The following is a 20,419-nucleotide window of genomic DNA, read 5'->3' as shown; positions in this document are numbered from 1 at the left end:
GCATTGTGTCGGGCGGACAGCATCGCTATTTCGCGGGCATGAACGAGTTGACACCGTTGGCCGCGCCGGTGCGCGCGCGTAAGCCGGACTGGATCCGCGTCAAGGCCCCGACGAGCGCCGGTTTCGCCGCGACCCGCGAGCTGATGCGTGCCAAGAGCCTGACGACCGTCTGCGAAGAAGCGGCCTGCCCGAATATCGGCGAATGCTGGTCGAAGAAGCATGCGACCGTCATGATTCTGGGCGACACCTGCACCCGTGCCTGCGCCTTCTGCAACGTGAAGACCGGCATGCCGCGCAAGGTCGACGCGATGGAGCCGCAGAATGTCGCCGATGCCGCGGCGCAGATGGGGCTGAAGCATATCGTCGTCACCTCGGTCGATCGCGACGACCTGCCCGATGGCGGTGCGTCGCAGTTCGTGAAGGTGATCCAGGCGCTGCGCCGCACGACGCCCGACACGACGATCGAAATCCTGACGCCCGACTTCCGCAACAAGGCGCAGGCCGCGATCGAGTCGATCGTCGAGGCGCGTCCGGACGTCTACAACCACAATCTGGAGACGGTCCCCCGGCTCTATCCGACGATCCGGCCCGGTGCGCGCTATTATGCCTCGCTTCGCCTGCTAGAGAGCGTGAAGCGGCATGATCCGTCGATCTTCACCAAGTCCGGCGTCATGCTGGGTCTCGGCGAGGAGCGACTGGAGGTCCATCAGGTGATGGACGACATGCGCTCGGCCGATATCGATTTCCTGACCATGGGCCAGTATCTCCAGCCGACGCCGCGCCATGCCAAGGTCGCGGAGTTCGTGACGCCCAAGGCGTTCGATGCCTATGCCGCGATCGCGCGGGCTAAGGGCTTCCTGCTGGTCGCCAGCTCGCCGCTGACCCGCTCCAGCTATCATGCTGGCGACGATTTCGAGCGGCTGCGGTCGGCCCGCGAGGCGAAGCTCGCAAGCGCGCGCTGATGCCCAAGCATAGCGAGACGCGGCATCTGCCCTATACGCCGGAGCAGATGTTCGATCTGGTCGCGGATGTCGCCCGCTACCCGGAGTTCCTGCCCTGGGTGTCGGCGATGCGGGTCCGCTCGGACACGCCGACCGAGACGGTCGCCGACATGATCGTCGGCTTCAAGGGGCTGCGTGAGACGTTCACCAGCCGCGTCACCAAAGACCGGCCGGGATCGATCGATGTCGAATATCTCGACGGCCCGCTGAAGTATCTGCGCAACAACTGGCGCTTCCGCCCGGAGGAGCAGGGCTGCGCGGTCGACTTCACCGTCGACTTCGCGTTCAAGAACCGGGTGTTCGAGATGCTGGCGGGGCAGGTGTTCGGCACCGCACTCCGCCGCATGATCGGCGCGTTCGAGGATCGCGCCGCCAAGCTTTACGGCAGCAGCAACTCCAACGCCAACAGCGCCGCCTGAAGCCGGATACCGCCGCGACCGATATCGCCGAACTCGTGACGTTCGGCCTTCACATCCTCAGGGTCGCCGCCGCGTAGCGCCTGGGCGAAGACGACGGTTCCGACCGGCTTCTTCGCCGTGCCGCCACCCGGGCCCGCGACGCCGGTGATCGCAACCGCCACGTCCGCCTCGCTGGCGGCCAGCGCACCCTGCGCCATGCCCCAGGCGGTGGCGGTCGAGACGGCGCCGAAGGTCTCGATCACTTCCGGATTGACCTTCAAAAGGCTGATCTTGGCCTGGTTCGAATAGGTCACGAACCCCGCCTCGACGACGTCGGACGATCCGGGGATCTCGGTCAGCGCCGCCGCGACCAGACCGCCGGTGCAGCTTTCCGCCAGCGCCACGCGCCGACCCGCCGCGCGGTTGGCGACGACGACGCGCTCGGCCAGTTCGATCAGCTCGCGGGGAAGAAGGACGTCCATATCAGTTTCCGTTGGTGCAGAGCGGCAGGTTGGGCACGGCCACCTGCCGCCCCCGTGCCTTTTCGGTCTTTAGATATTGTAGGGCGGTCACGACCACCCCGGCCATGTTGCGCGGGGGCAGGGGGGCCAACTGCGTCACCAGCCGGTCGATCGTCCCGCAATCCTCCAGGCCGATACGCCCGACGATGAACGGCACCAACAGCGAGGTCAGCAGCGGCCGGGCATAGTCCGACTGAAGCAGCGTATCGATCGCGGGATCGGACAGCTTGACGATCGCCGCCCGTGCGGCGGGCCATGCCTGGTCGGCCGCACTTTCATATTTCGAGATCAGCGAACCGCCGCCCCGGATCAGGCTGTTGGCGGGCAGCCGTGCGCCGCACACCCGGCCGGTCTCGCGCAGGATGTCGGGCATGGCGACCAGCGTCATCGCCTCCGCCTCGGGCGCGGTGATGCAGGCCCGCTGCGCCGTCGCGACCTCGGGGGCGATTAGTGCGGCCAGCGCGACGATCAGGCCCAGCCGCTTCATGCCGCCGCCCCGCCGGGCAGGCGGACGGTCGCCACCGCCTGGGTCGCGATCCCCTCGCCACGCCCGGTAAAGCCCAGCCGTTCGGTGGTCGTGGCCTTCAGGCTCACCCGGCTCTGGTCGATGTTCAGCAGCCCGGCGATCCGCTCCACCATCGCCGCGCGGTGCGGGCCGATCTTCGGCGCTTCGCAGATGATGGTCAGGTCGACGAAATCGATCCGGCCGCCCTTGTCGGCGATCAGCTTGGCGGCGTGCGCGAGGAACTGGCCCGACTCGGCGCCTTTCCACTGCGGATCGCTGGGCGGGAAATGCGTGCCGATATCGCCCGCCGCGATCGTGCCGAGCAGCGCATCGGTCAGCGCGTGGAGCGCGACGTCCGCGTCGCTATGCCCCGACAGGCCCTGATGATGGGGGATGAGCACGCCGCCCAGCCACAATTCCTCGCCATCTTCCAGCCGATGGACGTCATAGCCCATCGCGGTCCGGGTTTCCCAGGTCAGGCGCATATCGGCTCCGGTCATGTCGTCGGGATAGGTGATTTTCTCGAGCATGGCATCGCCCTGCACCAAAGCGACGCGCCCGCCAAGCCGTCGCACCATCTGTGCGTCGTCCGTAGCTTCCGCTTCGGCGGGCCAGGCGGCGTGGGCGGCGATCACGGCTTGCAGATGGAAAGCCTGGGGCGTCTGGACACGGACCACGCCTTCGCGGGGGACGGTTTCGCCCAGGGCATCGTCCAGCGACCGGGCGAGTGTGTCGGCCACGGGCAGGACGGGCATCGCCCCATCGGCCGAGCCAAGCCCCGCCAGCACGCGGTCGATGACGTCCACCGACAGGAAAGGGCGCGCGGCGTCATGGATCAACACCTGCGTGACACCTGCCAGCGCCAGATGGCGCAGGCCACGTGCCACCGATTCCCGACGACTGGCACCGCCCGCCTCCACCCAGGCGCCCGGTAGCAATGACCGCGCATGATCGATCTGCTCTTCCGCGACCATCGTTAGGACGATGTCGACCGCCGGGTGCGAGGTGAAGGCGGCGTGGCTCCAGCTGAGCATTGGCCGACCACCGAGATCGCGAAACTGCTTCGGTACGCCGCCGCCCATGCGGGAACCCCCGCCCGCCGCGACGATCAGTGCGGCGATCTTTCCATCCTGGCTCATAGGGTCCGCCTAGCGACTTTTCGGCTCAGTCGCCAATCTTGCCATGGCGGCCCACTTCCCGTATGGCGACTGCTTAATTTTCAGGCAGTATGATGCGTAATCTCGCTCCCATTCAGGTCGGTCCGGTGACGATCGACAGCCCCGTCGTGCTGGCACCGATGACCGGCGTCACCGACATGCCGTTCCGCACGCTCGTTCGCCGTTACGGCTCGGGCCTCAACGTCACCGAGATGATCGCCAGCCAGGCCGCGATCCGCGAAACGCGCCAGTCGATCCAGAAGGCCGCCTGGCATCCGCTGGAAGAGCCGGTGTCGATGCAGCTGGTCGGCTGCACGCCCTATGAAATGGGCGAGGCGGCCAAGTTGAACGCTGATCGCGGGGCCGCGATCATCGACATCAACATGGGCTGCCCGGTGCGCAAGGTGGTCAATGGCGATGCGGGCTCGGCACTGATGCGCGACCTGAAGTTGGCCTCGGCGATCATCGAGGCGACGGTGAAGGCGGTCGACGTGCCGGTGACGCTGAAGATGCGGATGGGCTGGTGCCATGACAGCCTGAACGCGCCGGAACTGTCGCGCATCGCCGAGGATATCGGCGTCAAGATGATCACCGTCCACGGCCGCACCCGCAACCAGATGTACAAGGGTAGCGCCGACTGGGCGTTCATCCGCAACGTCAAGGATGCGGTGTCGATCCCGGTCATCGCCAATGGCGACATCTGTTCGATCCACGACGCCGACAAGGCGCTTGACCAGTCGGGAGCGGATGGCATCATGATCGGGCGCGGAGCCTATGGCCGTCCCTGGCTGCTGGGGCAGGTGATGCACTGGTTCGCCACCGGCGAACGCCGCGAGGACCCGGCGCTCGACGAACAATATCGCGCCGTTACCGAGCATTACGACGCGATGCTGGATCATTATGGCACCGAGACGGGCGTCAACATGGCCCGCAAGCATATCGGCTGGTACACCCGTGGCCTGCATGGCTCGGCCGAGTTCCGCAACACGGTGAACCACGAAGCCAGCGCCGAGCGGGTCAAGGCGATGCTGTACGATTTCTACATGCCGCAGATCGAGCTTGCAGCGGCTGCCTGACACGGCCGGTCACGGTCGGCCCGGTTTCGGCGCGCTGTTCGGCGCGCTGCCGGTCGCCGTGGTCGTGGTCGATCCCGACGATCGTATCGCCCATGCCAATGGGCTGGCCGAGCAACTGCTCAACCTGTCCGAGCGGTTGATGACCGGGCAGCCGCTCGCCGCGATCCTGCCGCCGCCCGATGCGCCGCGCAGTCGCGACGGGCATGGCTTTGCCGTCTACGACACGGTGATCGCCATACCGCACGGACCGAAGATCAGGGTCGATTTCGTCGAGGCGCAGATCCCCGACTATCCCGGCTGGCGCGCCATCACCTTGCATAGTGCAGGACCTTCGCGTCGGTTGGCCCATGCTTCGGATCGCAGCGCGGGCGCCCGGGCGGCGGTGGGGGCCGCCGCGATGCTGGCGCATGAGATCAAGAATCCGCTGTCGGGCATCCGAGGCGCGGCGCAGCTGCTCAATGGCGGCGAACTGACTACGCTCATTACGACCGAGGTCGACCGCATCGCCGCGCTGATCGACCGGATGCAGGATTTCAGCGATACCCGGCCGCTGCCGTTGGCGTCGGAGAATATCTATCCGCTGCTCGGCCATGCCCGTGGCGTTGCCCTGGCAGGCTTTGCGCGGGGCATTCCGATCGAGGAGCGGTTCGACCCTTCGCTGCCGCCGGCACGGATCAATCGCGACGCGCTGCTCCAGATCGTCATCAACCTGTTGAAGAATGCGCGCGAGGCCGTCCGTGCGGTTCGCAACCCGCATATCGTCCTGACCACCGCCTATCGTCACGGCATGTCGGTCAGCGCAGGCGAGGGGCAGCCCCGTCTGCCGCTGCCGATCGAGATTTGCGTGATCGACAATGGCCTCGGCGCCCCAGCCGATATCGTCGACCATTTGTTCGACCCGTTCGTGTCGGGGCGGCGCGAGGGGCAGGGGCTTGGCCTCGCACTCGTCGACAAGCTCGTTCGCGACATGAACGGGATCATCCAATATACCAGGGAGGGCACGCCGGAAATGACCGTCTTCCGCCTGCTTCTGCCCAGAGCCCACCCATGAGAGCCCATCCATGAGCCCCCAATCGTGAACCCCAAGTCATGAGTCATGTCCTCGTCGTCGATGACGACGCCGCGATTCGGACCGTCGTCGGCCAGGCCCTGCGGCGGGCTGGCCACGAGGTGACGACGGTCGAGACGCTGGCGCGGCTCGACCGTATCCTTGCGGGTGGCGCGCCGGACGTGCTGGTCACAGACGTGATCCTGCCGGACGGCGACGGTATCGATCATATCCGGGGCGTGGCCGAGCGGTTTCCCGCCCTGCCGATCATCGTCCTGTCGGCGCAGAACACGCTGACCACCGCCGTCCGCGCGGCAGAGGTCGGGGCGTATGAGTATCTGCCCAAACCCTTTGACCTCGACGCGCTGACCCATGCGGTCGCCGGCGCGCTCGCCCGGCGCGGCGTGCTGGTCGAGGATGGGCTGGGCGAGGATGACCGTGCGCTGCCGCTGATCGGCCGGTCGCAGGCGATGCAGGGCGTGTACCGTGTGATCGCCCGCGTCGTGTCCACCGACCTGACCGTTCTCGTCTCGGGCGAGTCGGGCACCGGCAAGGAACTGGTCGCGCGGGCGATCCACGACCTCGGCCCTCGCCGCGCCGCGCCCTTCGTCGCGCTCAACATGGCCGCCATTCCCCGCGAACTGATCGAGGCCGAGCTGTTCGGGCACGAACGCGGCGCCTTCACCGGCGCGGCCCAGCGCAATGCTGGCCGGTTCGAGCAGGCGGCGGGCGGTACGCTGTTCCTCGACGAGATAGGTGACATGCCGATGGAGGCGCAGACGCGTCTGCTCCGTGTCCTGCAATCAGGCGAGTTCACGACGGTCGGCGGCGCGCGGACGATCCGTACCGATGTCCGCATCGTGGCGGCGACCAACCGCGATCTCAGCCAGCAGGTGGCCTCGGGGCAATTTCGTGAGGACCTGTTCTATCGCCTGAATGTCGTGCCGATCGCCTTGCCGGCCCTTCGCGAACGAAGGCAGGATATTCCGCTGCTCGCCCGGCATTTCCTGGAGAATGCCGCGCTACAGGGACTGCCCAAGCGCCGGATCGATACCCATGCGCTCGACGTGCTGGTCACCCATGACTGGCCGGGCAATGTTCGTGAGCTTGAGAATATGATGCGGCGCCTCGCCGTGCTCGCGCGCGACGAGGTGATCGATGCCGAAGCCGTGCGGACGATGTTGGGGGAGGCGCGTTCGTCTTCCATAGCGGTCGGCGCTGCGGCTGCGGATGGCGACCTGTCGGCGGCGGTGCGTGCCTATATCGCGCGTCTCGCCATGTCGCAGCCGACATCGCTGGATGACGGCACGCTCTATGACCGGATCATCGGCGAGGTCGAACGTCCCCTGATCGAGGCGATGCTCGCACGCCACGGCGGCAACCAGCTTCGTGCAGCGCGCGCCATGGGCATCAACCGCAATACGCTACGCAAGCGCCTCGATACGCTGAACATCCCCGTCAATGGCGATGACGAGGGTGGAGAGGCCTTGGGATAATTTTCACGAATTGTGGCTTGCAGGACACGCTTCACGTTGTACGATTGCAACGATGTTGGCGTCCGTGAAGCCCGCTGAACCTGCCGAAGGGCCGCGCTCTCGCTTCGCGGTCACTCCGGTCATGGAGGTTGCGGTCGTCCTGGGGGCGGTCGTGATCGCGGTCGGCACCTATGTCTATATCGCCAGCCGCCATGACGCGCAGAGCCTGATCGCTCCCCCGGTCATGGCCGGGTTGCTCGCGCTCAATCTGGTGCCGGGCGTCCTGCTCCTGATGCTGCTCGGGCGAAGGGTGGCCACCCGCCGCGCGGCCAATTCGCCGGTTGGCGGCGGCGGACGCCTGCATGTCCGTCTCGTTGCCCTGTTCTCGCTGACCGCCAGCGTTCCGATCCTGCTGACCGTCGTGACCGCCTCGGTGCTGTTCCAGTCGTCGGCGGAATTCTGGATTTCCGACCGGGCACGCAAGGCATTCGACGACGCCATGGATATCGCGCGTCAGTCCCAGCAGCAGATCATCAATCGCTGGGTCAAGACGGGCTGGGCGATGTCGCAGGATCTGGCGCGCAACCTTCCCGCGCTGCGTGAGAACCCCAGCGATTTCCATGCCTATCTGGGTCAGCAGACGGTCTTACGCGAGACGGTGGAGTCCGTTCTCTTCTCCTATGACCCGAAACAGGGTTTCAAATTCTATGACTTCTTTCGCCAGCCCTCGGACGCGACGTTCCGCGAGTTGGTGACGCCTGAGATGATCCAGCAAGCGAGCAAGCTCGGCCGTCCCGAAGTCGGCATCAATGAGCAGCGTGTCTGGGTCGTCACGGCCCTGCCCAAGGGTAATGGCCTGATGCTGTATATCGGCACGCCGGTGAATGCCGAGTTCCTGAGCAAGCAGCATTTCGCGGCGGAAGACGTGTTCGACGATTATCGCGCACTCCAGGGACGTGCGCGGTCGCTCCAGCTGAAGTTCAACCTCGTTCTGTTCGCGATCGCACTATTGATTGTCGGTATTGCGGTCTGGATCGCGCTGGCGGTGGCCGATCGGCTCGTTCGTCCGGTCGGCGAACTGGTCGATGCCGCGCGGCGCATCGCTGGCGGCGACCTGACCGCACGAGTGCCGGATCCCCGGACCCGCGATGAGGTCGGCACGCTCGCCAATGCCTTCAATCAGATGACGGGTCAGCTGGAGCGGCAGAACACCGAACTGGTGACGGCCAATTCCCAGCTCAACAACCGGCGCGCGCTGATCGAGGCGGTGATGGCGGGCGTTTCCGCGGGCGTCGTGGCCGTCGGTCGCGATCGTCAGGTCCGGATCGCGAACAATTCGGCCGACCTTCTGCTCGGCGCGGATCGGGCCGGACTCGTGGGGCGCAAGCTGGGTGAGGTCGCGCCCGAGCTTGACGAGCTGCTCGACCAGGGACGGCGTGAAGCGACGGTGCAGGTGGCGCTCCATGGCGACATGCGGACCCTCGCGGTGCGCATCGCCCAGACCGGCGACGGCCCGATCCTGACCTTCGATGACATCACCCAGCAATTGCTCGACCAGCGCCGCGCCGCCTGGTCGGACGTCGCGCGCCGCATCGCGCATGAGATCAAGAACCCCCTGACCCCGATCCAACTCGCCGCCGAACGGCTCCAGCGCCGCTACGGCAAGGTCGTCGGTCCGGAAGATCCGACGTTCGGCCGCCTGACCGAGACCATCGTCCGTCAGGTCGGCGACCTTCGCCGCATGGTTGACGAATTCTCATCCTTCGCCCGGATGCCCAAGCCCGTGTTCCGCGAAGAGGCCATCGCCGATATCTGCGCCCAGGCGATGTTCCTGCACGAAGTCGCGCATCCCGAGGTCCGGTTCCAGCTGGATCAGGAGGAGCCCGCCCCTACCCTTGTCTGCGACCGTCGTCAGATGAGCCAGGCCCTGACGAACATCGTCAAGAATGCGGTGGAAGCCATCGAGTCCCGTCCGGAAGGCCTGACGGGCGGAGAGGTTGTGATGATCGTCGGCCAGCAGGGCGGCATGGTCACGATCACGGTGACCGACAATGGCATCGGCCTGCCGCCCGAGCGCGACCGTATCATCGAGCCCTATATGACGACGCGCGCGCGCGGCACCGGACTGGGCCTCGCCATCGTCAACAAGATCATTGCGGAACATGCCGGCACGATCGGCTTTTCCGACAATCCCGCCGGTGGGACCATCGTTTCGATGATGTTCGACGCCGGTGCCCTGGCGGCGCTGGATCAGGGGGGCGCCGAACCCGAACTGGCTGGGGAGGGCCAGCTCACCGCATTGACTCGTACCCGGACGTAAAAAGATCATGGCTTTGGACATCCTCGTCGTCGACGACGAACTCGATATCCGCGAACTCGTCGCGGGCGTGCTGGAGGACGAGGGCTATGATGCCCGCGTCGCGGCCGATAGCGACTCCGCGCTGGAGGCGGTGGCGGTGCGACGTCCGTCGCTCGTCCTGCTCGACGTGTGGCTACAGGGGTCGAAGCTCGACGGGCTGGAGCTGCTCGACGAGATCAAGCGGCGCGATCCGTCTATTCCTGTCCTCGTCATCTCCGGTCATGGCAATCTCGACACGGCCGTCGCCGCGATCCGAAAGGGTGCGGCCGATTTCATCGAAAAGCCGTTCGAGGCCGAACGCCTGCTCTTGATGGTCGCACGCGCGACCGAGACCGAAAGGCTGCGTCGTGAAAACGCCTCGCTGCGGGCGTCGGCCGGGCGGGAGACCGATCTGACCGGATCGTCGAGCGCCATCAACGGCATTCGCGCGACCCTGAAGCGTGTGGCCGCAACGGGCAGCCGGGTACTCATCATGGGGTCGGCAGGCGTCGGCAAGGAAGTCGCCGCACGCCTGCTCCACGGCTGGAGCAACCGCGCCGATGCGCCATTCGTGGTGGTCAGCGCCGCGCGCATGACGCCTGAGCGGGTCGAGGAAGAATTGTTCGGCGTGGAGGAGGGGGGCGATCTGGTCCGTACCGGCCTTCTCGAACAGGCGCATGGCGGCACGCTGTTCCTCGACGAGATCGCGGACATGCCGATCGCGACCCAGGCACGTATACTGCGCGTGCTGACCGATCAAAGTTTTACGCGTGTCGGTGGCACCCGCGTCGTCAAGGTCGATGTCCGCGTCGTCTCCGCCACCGCGCGGGACCTGACCCAGGAAATCGCCGAGGGGCGCTTCCGGGAAGATCTCTACTACCGCCTCAATGTGGTGCCCGTGACCATCCCGTCGCTGGCGGAACGGCGCGAGGACATCCCCCCGCTGGTCGAGCATTTCATGGCCCATTACGCCAGCGAGCGCCGCGTCCGCACGCCCGAGATCGCGGCCGACGCCATGGTTGCGATGCAATCCTATGATTGGCCGGGCAATGTTCGCCAGCTCCGCAATGTCGTCGAGCGGACGATCATCCTGGCGCCGGGCGACCGGGTCGGGCGGATCGACCTGGACCTGCTGCCCGCCGAGGTGCTGGGGGAGGGGGCCGATATGGGCGGCGGCGGTGCGACGGCGATCATGGGCGCTCCGCTCCGTGAGGCCCGCGAAAGTTGGGAGCGTGAATATCTGCGCGTCCAAATCCGCCGTTTTTCGGGCAATATCTCGCGCACGGCCAGCTTCATCGGGATGGAGCGCTCGGCATTGCACCGCAAGCTGAAGCTGCTCGGGATCAGCGAGACGCGAGAGGATTGATCGCCACCTCTGGACGAACGCCTGTCGAGACCATAGATATCGGTTGCGCTCGGCACACGGGCGCAATTCCGACGCCGGGAAACGGCGCTACTCGCGGGCACGGACCCGCCAAGAACAAGGGCTCGACCATGGCCGACAAATCGGGTTCACTGCAGGACCTGTTTCTGAATGCACTGCGCCGCTCCAAGGCGCCGGTGACCATGTTCCTCGTGAAGGGCGTGAAGCTCCAGGGTATCGTCACCTGGTTCGACAATTTCTCGGTATTGCTGCGCCGCGACGGTCAGTCGCAGCTGATCTATAAGCATGCCATCTCCACCATCATGCCCTCGGGCCCGCTGGACGTCGCCGCTATCGTCGACGGCGTGAACGAACAGCAGCGCAAGAACCCGCTTTTGCAGGAAATCTTCCTGAACGCGGTGCGCAAGTCCGAAGACCCCGTCACCATGTTCCTCATCAACGGCGTCATGCTGCAGGGTCAGATTGCGGGCTTTGACCTGTTCTGCATGCTGCTTCAGCGTGAGGGCATGGCCCAGCTGGTCTACAAGCACGCCGTCTCGACCATTCAGCCGGCCCGTCCGCTGAATCTGGCCGAAGAGCAGGCGGGATCGGCCGAGGATTGAGTACGGGTTTCGATCGCGACCGCGGTGAATTCGCCCGCGGTGCCCGCACGGTCATCGTCCTGCCCGACCAGGGCGATGCCGCGCGTGACGCCGAGGCGCGGCTGGAGGAAACCGCCGGACTTGCCATGGCGATCGGCCTGGACGTGGTCGAGCGCGTCGCGCTGCGCGTTCGTGCGCCCAAGCCCGCCACGCTCATCGGCAGCGGCCAGGTGGAGCAGGTCGCCCAGCAGGTGCGGATGGAAGAAGCCCAGCTGGTGGTTTTCGACGCCTCGCTGACCCCGGTGCAGCAGCGTAACCTCGAAACCGCCTTGGAGGCCAAGGTCATCGACCGCACCGGCCTGATCCTGGAAATCTTTGGCGAGCGCGCCGCCACCGCCGAGGGGCGGTTGCAGGTCGAACTCGCGCATCTCGATTATCAGGCCGGTCGTCTGGTGCGTAGCTGGACCCACCTCGAACGGCAGCGCGGCGGCTTCGGCTTCCTCGGCGGTCCCGGTGAAACGCAGATCGAAGCCGATCGCCGGATGATCCGCGATCGCATGGCAAGGCTCCGGCGCGAGCTGGATCAGGTCAGCCGGACGCGTGGGCTTCATCGCGAGCGGCGTCAGCGCGCGCCGTGGCCAGTCATCGCGCTGGTCGGCTATACCAACGCAGGAAAGTCCACGCTTTTCAATCGGTTGACCGGCGCTCATGTCATGGCGAAAGATCTTCTTTTCGCCACGCTCGATCCGACATTGCGGCAAATTTCATTGCCCGGCATCGACAAGGCGATCCTGTCCGACACGGTGGGCTTCGTCTCCGACCTGCCGACCCAGCTGGTTGCCGCATTCAAGGCGACGCTGGAGGAAGTGGTATCGGCCGACCTGCTGATCCACGTCCGCGACATTGCGCATCCCGATACGGAGGCGCAGCGCGCCGATGTCGAGGCGGTGCTGACCGAGATCGGTGTCGATCCCGAAACGCCGCGGTTTGAGGCGTGGAACAAGATCGACCTGATCGAGGGTGATGCGCGCCAGGATGTGCTGGTCGACGCCGAACGCCGTCCCAACATCGTCGCAATGTCGGCGATGACGGGGGAGGGCATTGACAACCTGATCGAGCAGGTGGCGGCTGCGCTGACCTCCGGGCATCGGCGGTATCGCGTCACGCTGGATGCCGGTGACGGGGCGGGGGCCGCCTGGCTTCACGCGCATGGCGAGGTGCTGGATCAGGTGATCGAGGGCGAGCAGGCGGTCTATGATGTCCGCCTGGCCGAGTCCGATTATGAGCGGTTCACCCGTCGCGACGCTTGACGGCCTGCCATAGCGCTTCCTTCGCTTCCAGTTCGAGGGCGGGGAAGCCATCGCCCGCCTCGGCTTCCATCGCGCGAAAGCGGCGCTCGAATTTGCCATTGGCATAACGGAGCGCCGCTTCGGCATCGACGCCGCAATGGCGCGCCCAGTTGACGACCGAGAATAGCAGATCGCCAAATTCCTCCGCCAGCATTTCGGGCGGGGCTTCGGCGATCTCCCGGATTTCCTCGTTGACCTTCGCGCGCGATCCTTCGGCATCCGGCCAGTCAAAGCCGACCCGGGCGGCGCGCTTCTGAAGCTTGTCCGCCCGCATCAGGGCGGGGAGGCCGAGGGCAACGCCATCCAGCGTACCGCCCGCCGCCTTGGCCTGACGTTCCTCGGCTTTGATCTGCTCCCATAGGTGATGACCACCTTGGGCCTGATCGCCAAAGATATGCGGGTGACGCCGCTCCATCTTGTTGCTGATCGCCGCAACGACATCGGGAAAGGCGAACTGCCCATGATCCTCGGCGATCTGGGCATGGAAGACCACTTGCAGGAGGAGATCGCCGAGCTCGTCCTTGAGATCTGCCATATCACCGCGTGCAATTGCGTCGGCGACTTCATGCGCTTCCTCAATGGTGTAAGGTGCGATGCTCTCGAAGCTCTGCGCCACATCCCATTCGCAGCCGGTCTGCGGGTCGCGGAGGCGCTTCATGATGGCCAGCAGGCGTTCCAACTCGGCATTCCTTCACATTGATAATATGTATTATGTAAAAACGTGCTTAGGGCGCGGCGTTCAGGATCAGTAGCCCTTGCTCCACTCGCCATGAACGCAACCGCCTCAGCACGTTCATGCCGATGATATCCTGGTCGCCGAAGTTCGACGACACGTCGGCGCCGACATCCCTCAGTTGGATCGGTCCGATAGTCAGTTCGGCGATGGTGACATGCGATGCCGTGACGCGACCATTGGCGGTTTCGATCAGGCTGCCGAACGGACTCTCGTCGAGATCGAGCCCGGCGGCCTGGGCGGTTGCCTCGGACAAGGCGGTTGTGGTCGCGCCGCTGTCGACAAGCATTCGGCGCTCGACCCCGTTGATGCGGACGGTGGCGTAGAAATGCCCGTCCTCCGCCACCGGGATGCGCACTATCCCGTCCGGCATAGCCTCACCGGACCAAAGGCCTGCCATGCGGTCCCGTTGTGCAACGACCAGGAAAGCGGCGCCGAATATCCCGATCCAGATCAGTGCCATTCGTACCGTCTGACCGATGGGAATGCGCCGGGCCGCGAGTGCGCTCAGCGGTAGCAAAAGGATCAGGCCATAATAGACGATGTCCATGGCCCAATCGCCACTCACGGGATCAATTCCATGCCGTCATAGGCAGGCTCGACCCCATCCGGAAGTTCGCGGCACAGGGTCGCATAGTCCATCGACTGGTCCATATGGATCAGTGCGCAACGGCGTGGCTTCAGACCTACGATCCAATGCAGAACCGATGGCAGATCGGCGTGCGCCGGATGCGGATGGCGGCGGAGCGCATCGACGACCCAGAGGTCGAGGTCGCTATAAAGTTCTGCCATGTCAGGCGTTAGCTCATGGAAGTCAGTGGCGTAGCCGATGCTCTTGCCGTCGCATTCGAAGCGCAGGCCTGCCGACAGGATACGCCCATGCGGCTGGTCAACCGTGCGTATGCGGATCGGGCCGATCGTCAATTCATCATCGATCGGCGTCATGGTCGCGGTCGGCGGGTATCCCGTCTTTCCCCGGAACACATAGCCGAACCGCGCTTCCAGCGACGCCGCAGTGGCGGGCCGCGCATAGCCCGCCACCGGCTCGCCCAAGGCGTGGAAGATTTGCCGGAGGTCATCGATACCATGGCAGTGATCGGCATGATCATGGGTCCAGATGACCGCATTGACCGTACCGATATCGGCCGCCAGCAACTGTTCGCGCATGTCGGGGCCGGTGTCGATCAGGATTCGGGTTCCGTCATGCTCGATCAGCGCCGAACAGCGCATTCGTCGGTTGCGAGGCTCGGTCGGATCGCACGCCCCCCAGTCATTGCCGATCCGGGGCACGCCGGAAGATGTGCCGCAACCGAGGATGCGGATTTTCACGCGCGGGTCTTCGCGAACAACCGATGGAAATTCTCGGCGGTCGCCTGGGTCAGTTGTTCGACCGTTTCGCCGCGCAGATCGGCGAGGAACTTGGCGGTGTCGGCGACGAAGGACGGCTCCCCCGTCTTGCCCCGATGGGGTACCGGTGCCAGGAACGGCGCGTCGGTCTCCACCAGCAACCGATCCAGCGGCAGGCGCGCAGCGGTTTCCTGAAGATCTTTCGCACTCTTGAATGTCACGATACCCGATATGGATATATAAAATCCTAATGCCAATGCTTTATCGGCGAAATCTCCACCGGCCGTGAAGCAGTGGATGACGCCGGGATAGGCCCCCTTCCCCATCTCCTCGGCCAGAATGGCGGCGGTATCCTCTTCGGCGTCGCGGGTGTGCACGACGAGCGGCAGACCGGTTTCACGGCAGGCGGCGATGTGCGCGCGGAAGCTGGCCTGCTGACGCGCACGATCGCTATGATCGTAATAATAGTCCAGCCCGCTCTCGCCGATGCCGACGACACGCGGATGACGCGCCCGCTCGACCAGCTTGGCGGTGTCGATATGCGGGTGGGCATCGGCCTCATGCGGGTGGATGCCGACCGTCGCCCAGACATCGGGCTCACGCTCGGCGGTGGCGATCACCGCATCCCATTCGCTTTCCCGCGTGGCGATGTTGAGCATCGCGGTGACGCCCCGATCCCGCGCGCGGGTCAGGATCGCCGCCTGCTCCTCGACCAGCCCCTTATAGTTCAGGTGGCAGTGGCTGTCGGCCAGCATCAGGCGTCGGCCTCTGCCGGGATTTCCAGACGCGGGAATGCCGGGGTCGGGGTGGCCAGCGGTACGCCATTGCCAGCGCGGCGGGTATACCAGCCGTCATCGTCGATCGCGGCGTGATCGCGTTCCTCTGCCCCCAGCGTGTCGAGTACCAGCGCGGCACCACGTGGCGTCACCGGCAGGATCGCGATCGCCAGCATACGGATCGCGCGGACCAGCGTGCCGAGCACAGCGTGCATCCGCTCCGGATCGGTCTTGCGCAAGGACCAAGGCGCCTGCACGTCGATATACTGGTTGCAGGCATAAACACCGCGCATCCACGCCTCGATCCCCTGGCTGAGCGCCAGATCGTCAAAGGCGGTCTTCAGCGCAGCACAGGCGACGACCACTTCCTCGAGCAGCACCGCATCAGCCGGATCGCTGCGTCCGGCTTCGGGCAGTTCGCCGCCCAAATTCTTGGCGATGAACGACAAGGTACGCTGGGCCAGATTGCCGAAGCTGTTGGCCAGTTCGGCATTGACGCGGGTAACGATGGCTTCGGCCGAATAGGAGCCGTCCTGCCCGAAACTAACCTCGCGCAGGAAGAAATAACGCAGCGCGTCCACGCCGAAGGCATCGGCCAGCCCCATCGGATCGACGACATTGCCGACCGACTTCGACATCTTCTCGCCTCGGTGAAGCAGGAAGCCATGACCGAACACCGACTGCGGCAGCGGCAGATCGGCGGACATCAGGAAGGCGGGCCAATAGACGGTGTGGAACCGCACGATGTCCTTGCCGATCAGGTGCAGATTGGCGGGCCAGAAGCGCGCCAAATCGCTGTCCTTGTTCGGATATCCGGTGCCGGTCAGATAATTGGTCAGCGCATCGACCCAGACATACATGACATGGCCCGGGCTGTCGGGCACGGGCACGCCCCAGTCGAAGCTGGTCCGCGACACCGACAGGTCGGAAAGACCTCCCTCGACGAAGCGCATCACCTCATTGCGGCGGCTTTCCGGGCGGATGAAATCGGGATTGTCGCGGTACAGGTCGAGCAAGGGCTGCTGATATTTGGACAGGCGGAAGAACCACGTTTCCTCGGCGGTCCATTCGACTGGCGTGCCCTGAGGCGACAGCTTGGTACCGTCCTCGCCGACCGTCAGTTCGCTCTCATCGTAGAACGCCTCGTCGCGGACCGAATACCAGCCCTCATACCGGTCGAGATACAGGTCGCCCTTGTCCTGCATCGCCTTCCAGATCGCCCGGCTGGCGGCATAGTGATCGGTATCGACGGTACGGATGAAACGGTCGTAGGAGATATCAAGACGGTCGGCCATCACATGGAAATGGCTGGACATTTCATCCGCGAACTCGCGCGTCGAAATGCCGCGCGCACGCGCCGCCTGGGCCATTTTCAGCCCATGCTCGTCGGTACCGGTCTGGAACAGGACATCGCGACCCGCCTGACGCTGGAACCGGGCGATGACGTCGGCCGCCACCATCTCATAGGCATGGCCGATATGCGGGCGGCCATTGGGATAGTGGATGGCGGTGGTGATATAGAATGGATCGGCCATGGCCGGTCCCTAGAACATCCCCAGGCGCAGGTGAAGCCCGGCGTGTAGCCTCAGCGCAGCGACCAGGCGAGCCACAGCCAGCCGCCGATCAGGAGCGTACCGCCGATCGGGGTGATCGCTCCGAACCAGCGCGGGGCGCCAAAGGCCATGGCGTAGAGCGTCCCGGCAAAGATCGCCGCGCCGATGACGAAGGTCCATGCGACCCCCCTCGCCTCCATACGCAATGCGACGAGCGCGGCGACGGCATGGATCAGCTGATATTGTCCACCGGTGCGCAGCCACTCGATGGCCACGCCTTCGGCCCGGTGTGCGCCGAAGGCTCCGGCTGCGATCGCGATCGCTCCCGAGAGTGCCGCCAGGATTGCCACCAGTCCCATGGGTCAGCCGTTCCTTTCGTCCTGCGTGATGATCCGGTCGCTGGCCGCCCGCAGGTCACCCGCAGCCGCCTGCGCCGCCAGCCGTTCCTTGTCGCGGGCACGATACATGGTTTCCACCCGGTCGATCTCGGCATGGTCGATCTTCAGGCTGCCCAGTGCGAGGCGGGCCATCTTGACCGCCGACTCCAGCACCTCGCGCACCACATAGGATGCGGGGCCGCCCTTGAGACGGAGGACCGCGCGTCGATCATAGGCGCGGACGAAGATCGAGGCGTTGGGGAAGGCCGCATGGACGCTCTCCAGCAGCTCCAACGTGATCTGATCGTCATCCAGACAAAACAGGATCAGTTCCGCTTCCGCCGCGCCCGCCTGGCGCAGCAGGTCCAGCCGGGTGCCGTCGCCATAATAGACCTTCGCTCCGAAGGATGCCGCGATGTCGATCATCTCGATATCGCGGTCGATCAGGGTCACGGGTATGTCGCTGGCGATCAGCATCTGCGCGACGGTCTGGCCGAAGCGACCATAGCCGACGATCAGGGCATTGGCCCCGTCGGTCACCGGCCCCTCGCGCTGGCCGCCACGGGTGATGACCGGCTCTTCGCGGATACGGCGGGTCGCGCCCATCAGGAATGGGGTCGTCGCCATCGACAGGGTGATGATCGCCCCGAACAGGCTCGCCGCCTCCGGCGCGATCAGATAGCCTTGTTGAGCTTGGGCGAACAGCACGAAGCCGAACTCGCCGCCCTGGCTCATGAGCAGGCCGAGCGCGAGGGCGGAGCGCCAGTTCATCTTGAACGCCAGCCCGATCAGCGTGATGACCAAAGTCTTGGTGGCAATCAACGCCATCGCCATGATCGCGACGAAGACCGGCCGCTCGGCGATGGCGGGCAGGTCGAGCATCATGCCGACCGCCAGGAAGAACAGGCCCAGCAGGATCGAGCGGAAAGGCTCGACATCCGCTTCCAGTTCGTGCCGATACGGACTGTCGGCCAGCATGACGCCCGCGATGAAGGCGCCCAGCGCAGTCGACAGGCCGAGCATCTCCATCACTGCCGCGCTGGCGACCACGGTGAACAGCCCGGCAAAGACGAACATCTCCCGCTCGCCCATATTGCCGATCAGGCGGAACAGGGGCCGCAGCAGGAAGCGCCCCGCCAGGATCAGGCCGATGATCGCGCCGATCGTCTCCAGCGCCAGGATCCAGCCCGGCGGCCCGGTATGATCGGCCGGGTTGCGCGACATGGCCGCGACGATGGTGATGAGCGGGACGATCGACAGGTCCTGGAACAGCAGGATCGAAAAGGCCCGCTCGCCGAAGGGCGTGCGCATCCGCCCCGATGACTGCAGCATCGGCAGGACCTGCGCGGTCGAGGACAGTGCGAGCGGCAGGCCGAGCGCCAGAGCCGCTTCCGGCGAGAAATGCGCGAGGATAACGATGCCGGTGATCGCCAGCCCGCAAATCGCGACCTGGAGAAGCCCCAGTCCGAAAATCTCATGCTTCATCCGCCACAGCCGGGCGGGGTTCAGTTCCAGCCCGACGATGAACAGGAGGAGCGTAATGCCGATCTCGGCGATGCCCAGCTTGGACTCGGCGTCCCCGACCAGCCCCAGGACGTGCGGGCCGACGACCGCACCCGCGACGAGATATCCCAGCGTCGCACCTAGTCCCAACCGCCGAAAGATCAGGACGAAGGCCAATCCGAACCCGAACAGGATCGCCCCGTCGCGCAGCAGCGATACCTCGCCGTGCATCAGTTCCTGGCTCCGGCCGCCGCATCCTCGGCGGCCTGCGCCGCCGCCTCGAACGCCAGCCGGATCGAGGGGTGGCGGGCGGTGTAGGACAGCGCCGGGGTGAAGATGTCTAGGCCGGGCCAGGCGGGCGCATTCCCCTGCCCCGACGCCAGCCAGGCGGTGAGTTCGTCGCGCGCGGCGGCCAGTTCGGTCACGCTGCGACCTACGACATGCGCCGACAGCAGCGCTGCCGAAGCCTGCCCCAGGGCACATGCGCGGACCAGCATTCCGACCTCGGCCACCCGGCCCGCTTCATCGAGATTGACGTCCACCGTCACCCGGCTGCCGCAAATGGGCGAGCGGCGCTCGACGCTGGCCATCGGATCGGTCAGGCGCTGGTCGTGCGGGATCGCCGTGGTCAGGCGCAAAATCTCTGCATTGTAGAGGGGCGCATTCATCACGGGGTCTCGCTGCTATTGGTCGGGCCGGAGGCGGTGGCGGGCGTGGGCGCGCCGAACACGGGCAGGCCCCGGCGACGGCGATCAACAAAATCGGCGATCCCGGCGCTGGTTGCATTCAGCAGCTTGTAGGTGCGGCTCTTGACCATCCATTCGGGCCGCCGGGCGGGGCCGCCGCTGACCGTATCGACCATCAGGGCGACGACCAGGAAGACGAGGCTGGCGAGGATCAGACCCTTGAGCGCGCCGAAGCCGAAGCCTAGAGCACGATCGACCGGCCCCAGGATGGAGGTGCGTGTCCGCGAACCGATGGCCCGCGCGATCGTGCGCCCGCCCAGATAGGTCACGCCGACGATCAGCGCGAAGGCCAGAACGGCCGCGCCCGATACGGTGCCGACCACGCCGGTCAGCGCCTGCGCCAATGCGATATGGAACATCTTCAGCGCGGCGACGATCGCGACCCAGGCGAACAATGCGAGCACTTCGGTGACGAAGCCCCGCATGAACCCCTGTATCGCCGCGCCGAACACCGCGATCAGGACAAGAATATCTAGGGCCGTCAACGCCTGTTATCCCATATCTCAACCAGCCCATGAGCCACGATCATCGGGGCATGGCGCCATCAGCCC

Annotated in this window: 21 protein-coding genes; 9 read left to right on the top strand and 12 right to left on the bottom strand. The window is 65.5% G+C overall.

All coding sequences use genetic code 11. The features are described 5' to 3' along the window. Nucleotides 1-38 precede the first annotated feature (38 nt). Nucleotides 39-962 (top strand): lipoyl synthase, encoded by a 924-nt coding sequence (gene lipA / locus ACWKSV_RS05165; RefSeq protein ID WP_076718178.1) that lies wholly within the window; start codon nt 39-41, stop codon nt 960-962. Further along, entirely contained in the window at nt 962-1,420 is a 459-nt protein-coding gene (locus tag ACWKSV_RS05160) for a type II toxin-antitoxin system RatA family toxin (RefSeq protein ID WP_076716368.1), read from the top strand. The genes lipA and ACWKSV_RS05160 overlap by 1 nt, the downstream gene beginning before the upstream one ends. Here ACWKSV_RS05160 and ACWKSV_RS05155 read toward each other — a convergent pair. Genes ACWKSV_RS05155 through ACWKSV_RS05145 form a run of 3 tightly spaced genes read right to left on the bottom strand, consistent with a single transcriptional unit; the run spans nt 1,381 to nt 3,564 of the window. Beyond that, complete coding sequence (locus ACWKSV_RS05155; protein WP_056434885.1) at nt 1,381-1,881, bottom strand: CinA family protein; 501 nt, start codon at nt 1,879-1,881, stop codon at nt 1,381-1,383. The two genes, ACWKSV_RS05160 and ACWKSV_RS05155, sit on opposite strands and share 40 nt — an antisense overlap. A 1-nt stretch (nt 1,882) precedes the next feature. Next, nucleotides 1,883-2,407, bottom strand: coding sequence for a hypothetical protein (locus tag ACWKSV_RS05150; protein ID WP_076716367.1), 525 nt, complete (start codon nt 2,405-2,407; stop codon nt 1,883-1,885). Further along, entirely contained in the window at nt 2,404-3,564 is a 1,161-nt protein-coding gene (locus ACWKSV_RS05145) for a bifunctional 2-C-methyl-D-erythritol 4-phosphate cytidylyltransferase/2-C-methyl-D-erythritol 2,4-cyclodiphosphate synthase (RefSeq protein WP_076716365.1), read from the bottom strand. Before ACWKSV_RS05145 ends, ACWKSV_RS05150 begins: the two co-directional genes overlap by 4 nt. 92 nt (nt 3,565-3,656) lie before the next feature. Here ACWKSV_RS05145 and dusB point away from each other — a divergent pair, with 92 nt between their 5' ends. The 7 genes from dusB to hflX all read left to right on the top strand — a co-directional run bounded on the left by dusB (nt 3,657) and on the right by hflX (nt 12,794). Further along, entirely contained in the window at nt 3,657-4,658 is a 1,002-nt protein-coding gene (dusB, locus tag ACWKSV_RS05140) for a tRNA dihydrouridine synthase DusB (protein WP_076718176.1), read from the top strand. Continuing rightward, nucleotides 4,642-5,709: a two-component system sensor histidine kinase NtrB gene (locus ACWKSV_RS05135; RefSeq protein WP_076716364.1), complete on the top strand. Its 1,068-nt coding sequence runs from the start codon at nt 4,642-4,644 to the stop codon at nt 5,707-5,709. The genes dusB and ACWKSV_RS05135 overlap by 17 nt, the downstream gene beginning before the upstream one ends. A gap of 38 nt (nt 5,710-5,747) precedes the next feature. Continuing rightward, on the top strand, nt 5,748-7,202 hold the full coding sequence (gene ntrC / locus ACWKSV_RS05130; protein ID WP_076716362.1) for a nitrogen regulation protein NR(I): 1,455 nt from the start codon (nt 5,748-5,750) through the stop codon (nt 7,200-7,202). A 52-nt stretch (nt 7,203-7,254) separates the two neighbouring features. Beyond that, on the top strand, nt 7,255-9,501 hold the full coding sequence (locus ACWKSV_RS05125; protein ID WP_076716361.1) for a sensor histidine kinase NtrY-like: 2,247 nt from the start codon (nt 7,255-7,257) through the stop codon (nt 9,499-9,501). A 7-nt stretch (nt 9,502-9,508) separates the two neighbouring features. After that, nucleotides 9,509-10,885: a nitrogen assimilation response regulator NtrX gene (ntrX, locus tag ACWKSV_RS05120; RefSeq protein ID WP_056434891.1), complete on the top strand. Its 1,377-nt coding sequence runs from the start codon at nt 9,509-9,511 to the stop codon at nt 10,883-10,885. 128 nt (nt 10,886-11,013) lie between these two features. Next, nucleotides 11,014-11,505 carry an RNA chaperone Hfq gene (gene hfq / locus ACWKSV_RS05115; protein WP_042482301.1) on the top strand — a complete coding sequence of 164 codons (492 nt, stop codon included), beginning with the start codon at nt 11,014-11,016 and terminating at the stop codon, nt 11,503-11,505. Next, nucleotides 11,502-12,794, top strand: a complete 1,293-nt coding sequence (gene hflX / locus ACWKSV_RS05110) for a GTPase HflX (protein WP_076716359.1) — start codon at nt 11,502-11,504, stop codon at nt 12,792-12,794. Before hfq ends, hflX begins: the two co-directional genes overlap by 4 nt. On the opposite strand, the gene mazG is transcribed toward hflX, so the two are convergent. From mazG to ACWKSV_RS05065, 9 genes are all read right to left on the bottom strand, one after another. Continuing rightward, nucleotides 12,775-13,491, bottom strand: a complete 717-nt coding sequence (gene mazG, locus ACWKSV_RS05105; protein WP_237243361.1) for a nucleoside triphosphate pyrophosphohydrolase — start codon at nt 13,489-13,491, stop codon at nt 12,775-12,777. The two genes, hflX and mazG, sit on opposite strands and share 20 nt — an antisense overlap. Before the next feature lie 67 nt (nt 13,492-13,558). Beyond that, complete coding sequence (locus ACWKSV_RS05100) at nt 13,559-14,116, bottom strand: retropepsin-like aspartic protease family protein (RefSeq protein ID WP_076716356.1); 558 nt, start codon at nt 14,114-14,116, stop codon at nt 13,559-13,561. A gap of 14 nt (nt 14,117-14,130) precedes the next feature. Next, a complete protein-coding gene (locus ACWKSV_RS05095; protein ID WP_076716354.1) occupies nt 14,131-14,895 on the bottom strand; it encodes an MBL fold metallo-hydrolase in 765 nt (254 codons plus the stop codon). Continuing rightward, entirely contained in the window at nt 14,892-15,668 is a 777-nt protein-coding gene (locus tag ACWKSV_RS05090; RefSeq protein WP_076716353.1) for a TatD family hydrolase, read from the bottom strand. Before ACWKSV_RS05090 ends, ACWKSV_RS05095 begins: the two co-directional genes overlap by 4 nt. Beyond that, complete coding sequence (metG, locus tag ACWKSV_RS05085) at nt 15,668-17,224, bottom strand: methionine--tRNA ligase (protein WP_076716351.1); 1,557 nt, start codon at nt 17,222-17,224, stop codon at nt 15,668-15,670. Before metG ends, ACWKSV_RS05090 begins: the two co-directional genes overlap by 1 nt. A 50-nt stretch (nt 17,225-17,274) precedes the next feature. Further along, nucleotides 17,275-17,601, bottom strand: coding sequence for a DUF423 domain-containing protein (locus ACWKSV_RS05080; RefSeq protein ID WP_076716350.1), 327 nt, complete (start codon nt 17,599-17,601; stop codon nt 17,275-17,277). A gap of 3 nt (nt 17,602-17,604) precedes the next feature. Then, on the bottom strand, nt 17,605-19,353 hold the full coding sequence (locus ACWKSV_RS05075; protein ID WP_076716348.1) for a cation:proton antiporter domain-containing protein: 1,749 nt from the start codon (nt 19,351-19,353) through the stop codon (nt 17,605-17,607). Further along, a complete protein-coding gene (locus ACWKSV_RS05070; protein ID WP_076716347.1) occupies nt 19,353-19,790 on the bottom strand; it encodes an iron-sulfur cluster assembly scaffold protein in 438 nt (145 codons plus the stop codon). Before ACWKSV_RS05070 ends, ACWKSV_RS05075 begins: the two co-directional genes overlap by 1 nt. Next, nucleotides 19,790-20,293: a CvpA family protein gene (locus ACWKSV_RS05065; RefSeq protein ID WP_237243611.1), complete on the bottom strand. Its 504-nt coding sequence runs from the start codon at nt 20,291-20,293 to the stop codon at nt 19,790-19,792. The genes ACWKSV_RS05070 and ACWKSV_RS05065 overlap by 1 nt, the downstream gene beginning before the upstream one ends. Nucleotides 20,294-20,419 lie beyond the last annotated feature (126 nt).

Source organism: Sphingomonas sp. SphC10 (assembly GCF_057004845.1).
Note: the sequence above shows the minus strand (reverse complement) of the source record. Positions and strands in the feature narration are given on the sequence as shown.

Coding starts and splice junctions, on each gene's coding strand:
- lipA (WP_076718178.1), top strand. CDS start 39: ATGAACGAGTTGACACCGTTGGCCGCGCCGGTGCGCGCGCGTAAGCCG.
- ACWKSV_RS05160 (WP_076716368.1), top strand. CDS start 962: ATGCCCAAGCATAGCGAGACGCGGCATCTGCCCTATACGCCGGAGCAG.
- ACWKSV_RS05155 (WP_056434885.1), bottom strand. CDS start 1,881: ATGGACGTCCTTCTTCCCCGCGAGCTGATCGAACTGGCCGAGCGCGTC.
- ACWKSV_RS05150 (WP_076716367.1), bottom strand. CDS start 2,407: ATGAAGCGGCTGGGCCTGATCGTCGCGCTGGCCGCACTAATCGCCCCC.
- ACWKSV_RS05145 (WP_076716365.1), bottom strand. CDS start 3,564: ATGAGCCAGGATGGAAAGATCGCCGCACTGATCGTCGCGGCGGGCGGG.
- dusB (WP_076718176.1), top strand. CDS start 3,657: ATGCGTAATCTCGCTCCCATTCAGGTCGGTCCGGTGACGATCGACAGC.
- ntrC (WP_076716362.1), top strand. CDS start 5,748: ATGAGTCATGTCCTCGTCGTCGATGACGACGCCGCGATTCGGACCGTC.
- ACWKSV_RS05125 (WP_076716361.1), top strand. CDS start 7,255: ATGTTGGCGTCCGTGAAGCCCGCTGAACCTGCCGAAGGGCCGCGCTCT.
- ntrX (WP_056434891.1), top strand. CDS start 9,509: ATGGCTTTGGACATCCTCGTCGTCGACGACGAACTCGATATCCGCGAA.
- hfq (WP_042482301.1), top strand. CDS start 11,014: ATGGCCGACAAATCGGGTTCACTGCAGGACCTGTTTCTGAATGCACTG.
- mazG (WP_237243361.1), bottom strand. CDS start 13,491: ATGAAGCGCCTCCGCGACCCGCAGACCGGCTGCGAATGGGATGTGGCG.
- ACWKSV_RS05100 (WP_076716356.1), bottom strand. CDS start 14,116: ATGGACATCGTCTATTATGGCCTGATCCTTTTGCTACCGCTGAGCGCA.
- ACWKSV_RS05090 (WP_076716353.1), bottom strand. CDS start 15,668: ATGCTGGCCGACAGCCACTGCCACCTGAACTATAAGGGGCTGGTCGAG.
- metG (WP_076716351.1), bottom strand. CDS start 17,224: ATGGCCGATCCATTCTATATCACCACCGCCATCCACTATCCCAATGGC.
- ACWKSV_RS05080 (WP_076716350.1), bottom strand. CDS start 17,601: ATGGGACTGGTGGCAATCCTGGCGGCACTCTCGGGAGCGATCGCGATC.
- ACWKSV_RS05075 (WP_076716348.1), bottom strand. CDS start 19,353: ATGCACGGCGAGGTATCGCTGCTGCGCGACGGGGCGATCCTGTTCGGG.
- ACWKSV_RS05070 (WP_076716347.1), bottom strand. CDS start 19,790: ATGAATGCGCCCCTCTACAATGCAGAGATTTTGCGCCTGACCACGGCG.
- ACWKSV_RS05065 (WP_237243611.1), bottom strand. CDS start 20,293: ATGCGGGGCTTCGTCACCGAAGTGCTCGCATTGTTCGCCTGGGTCGCG.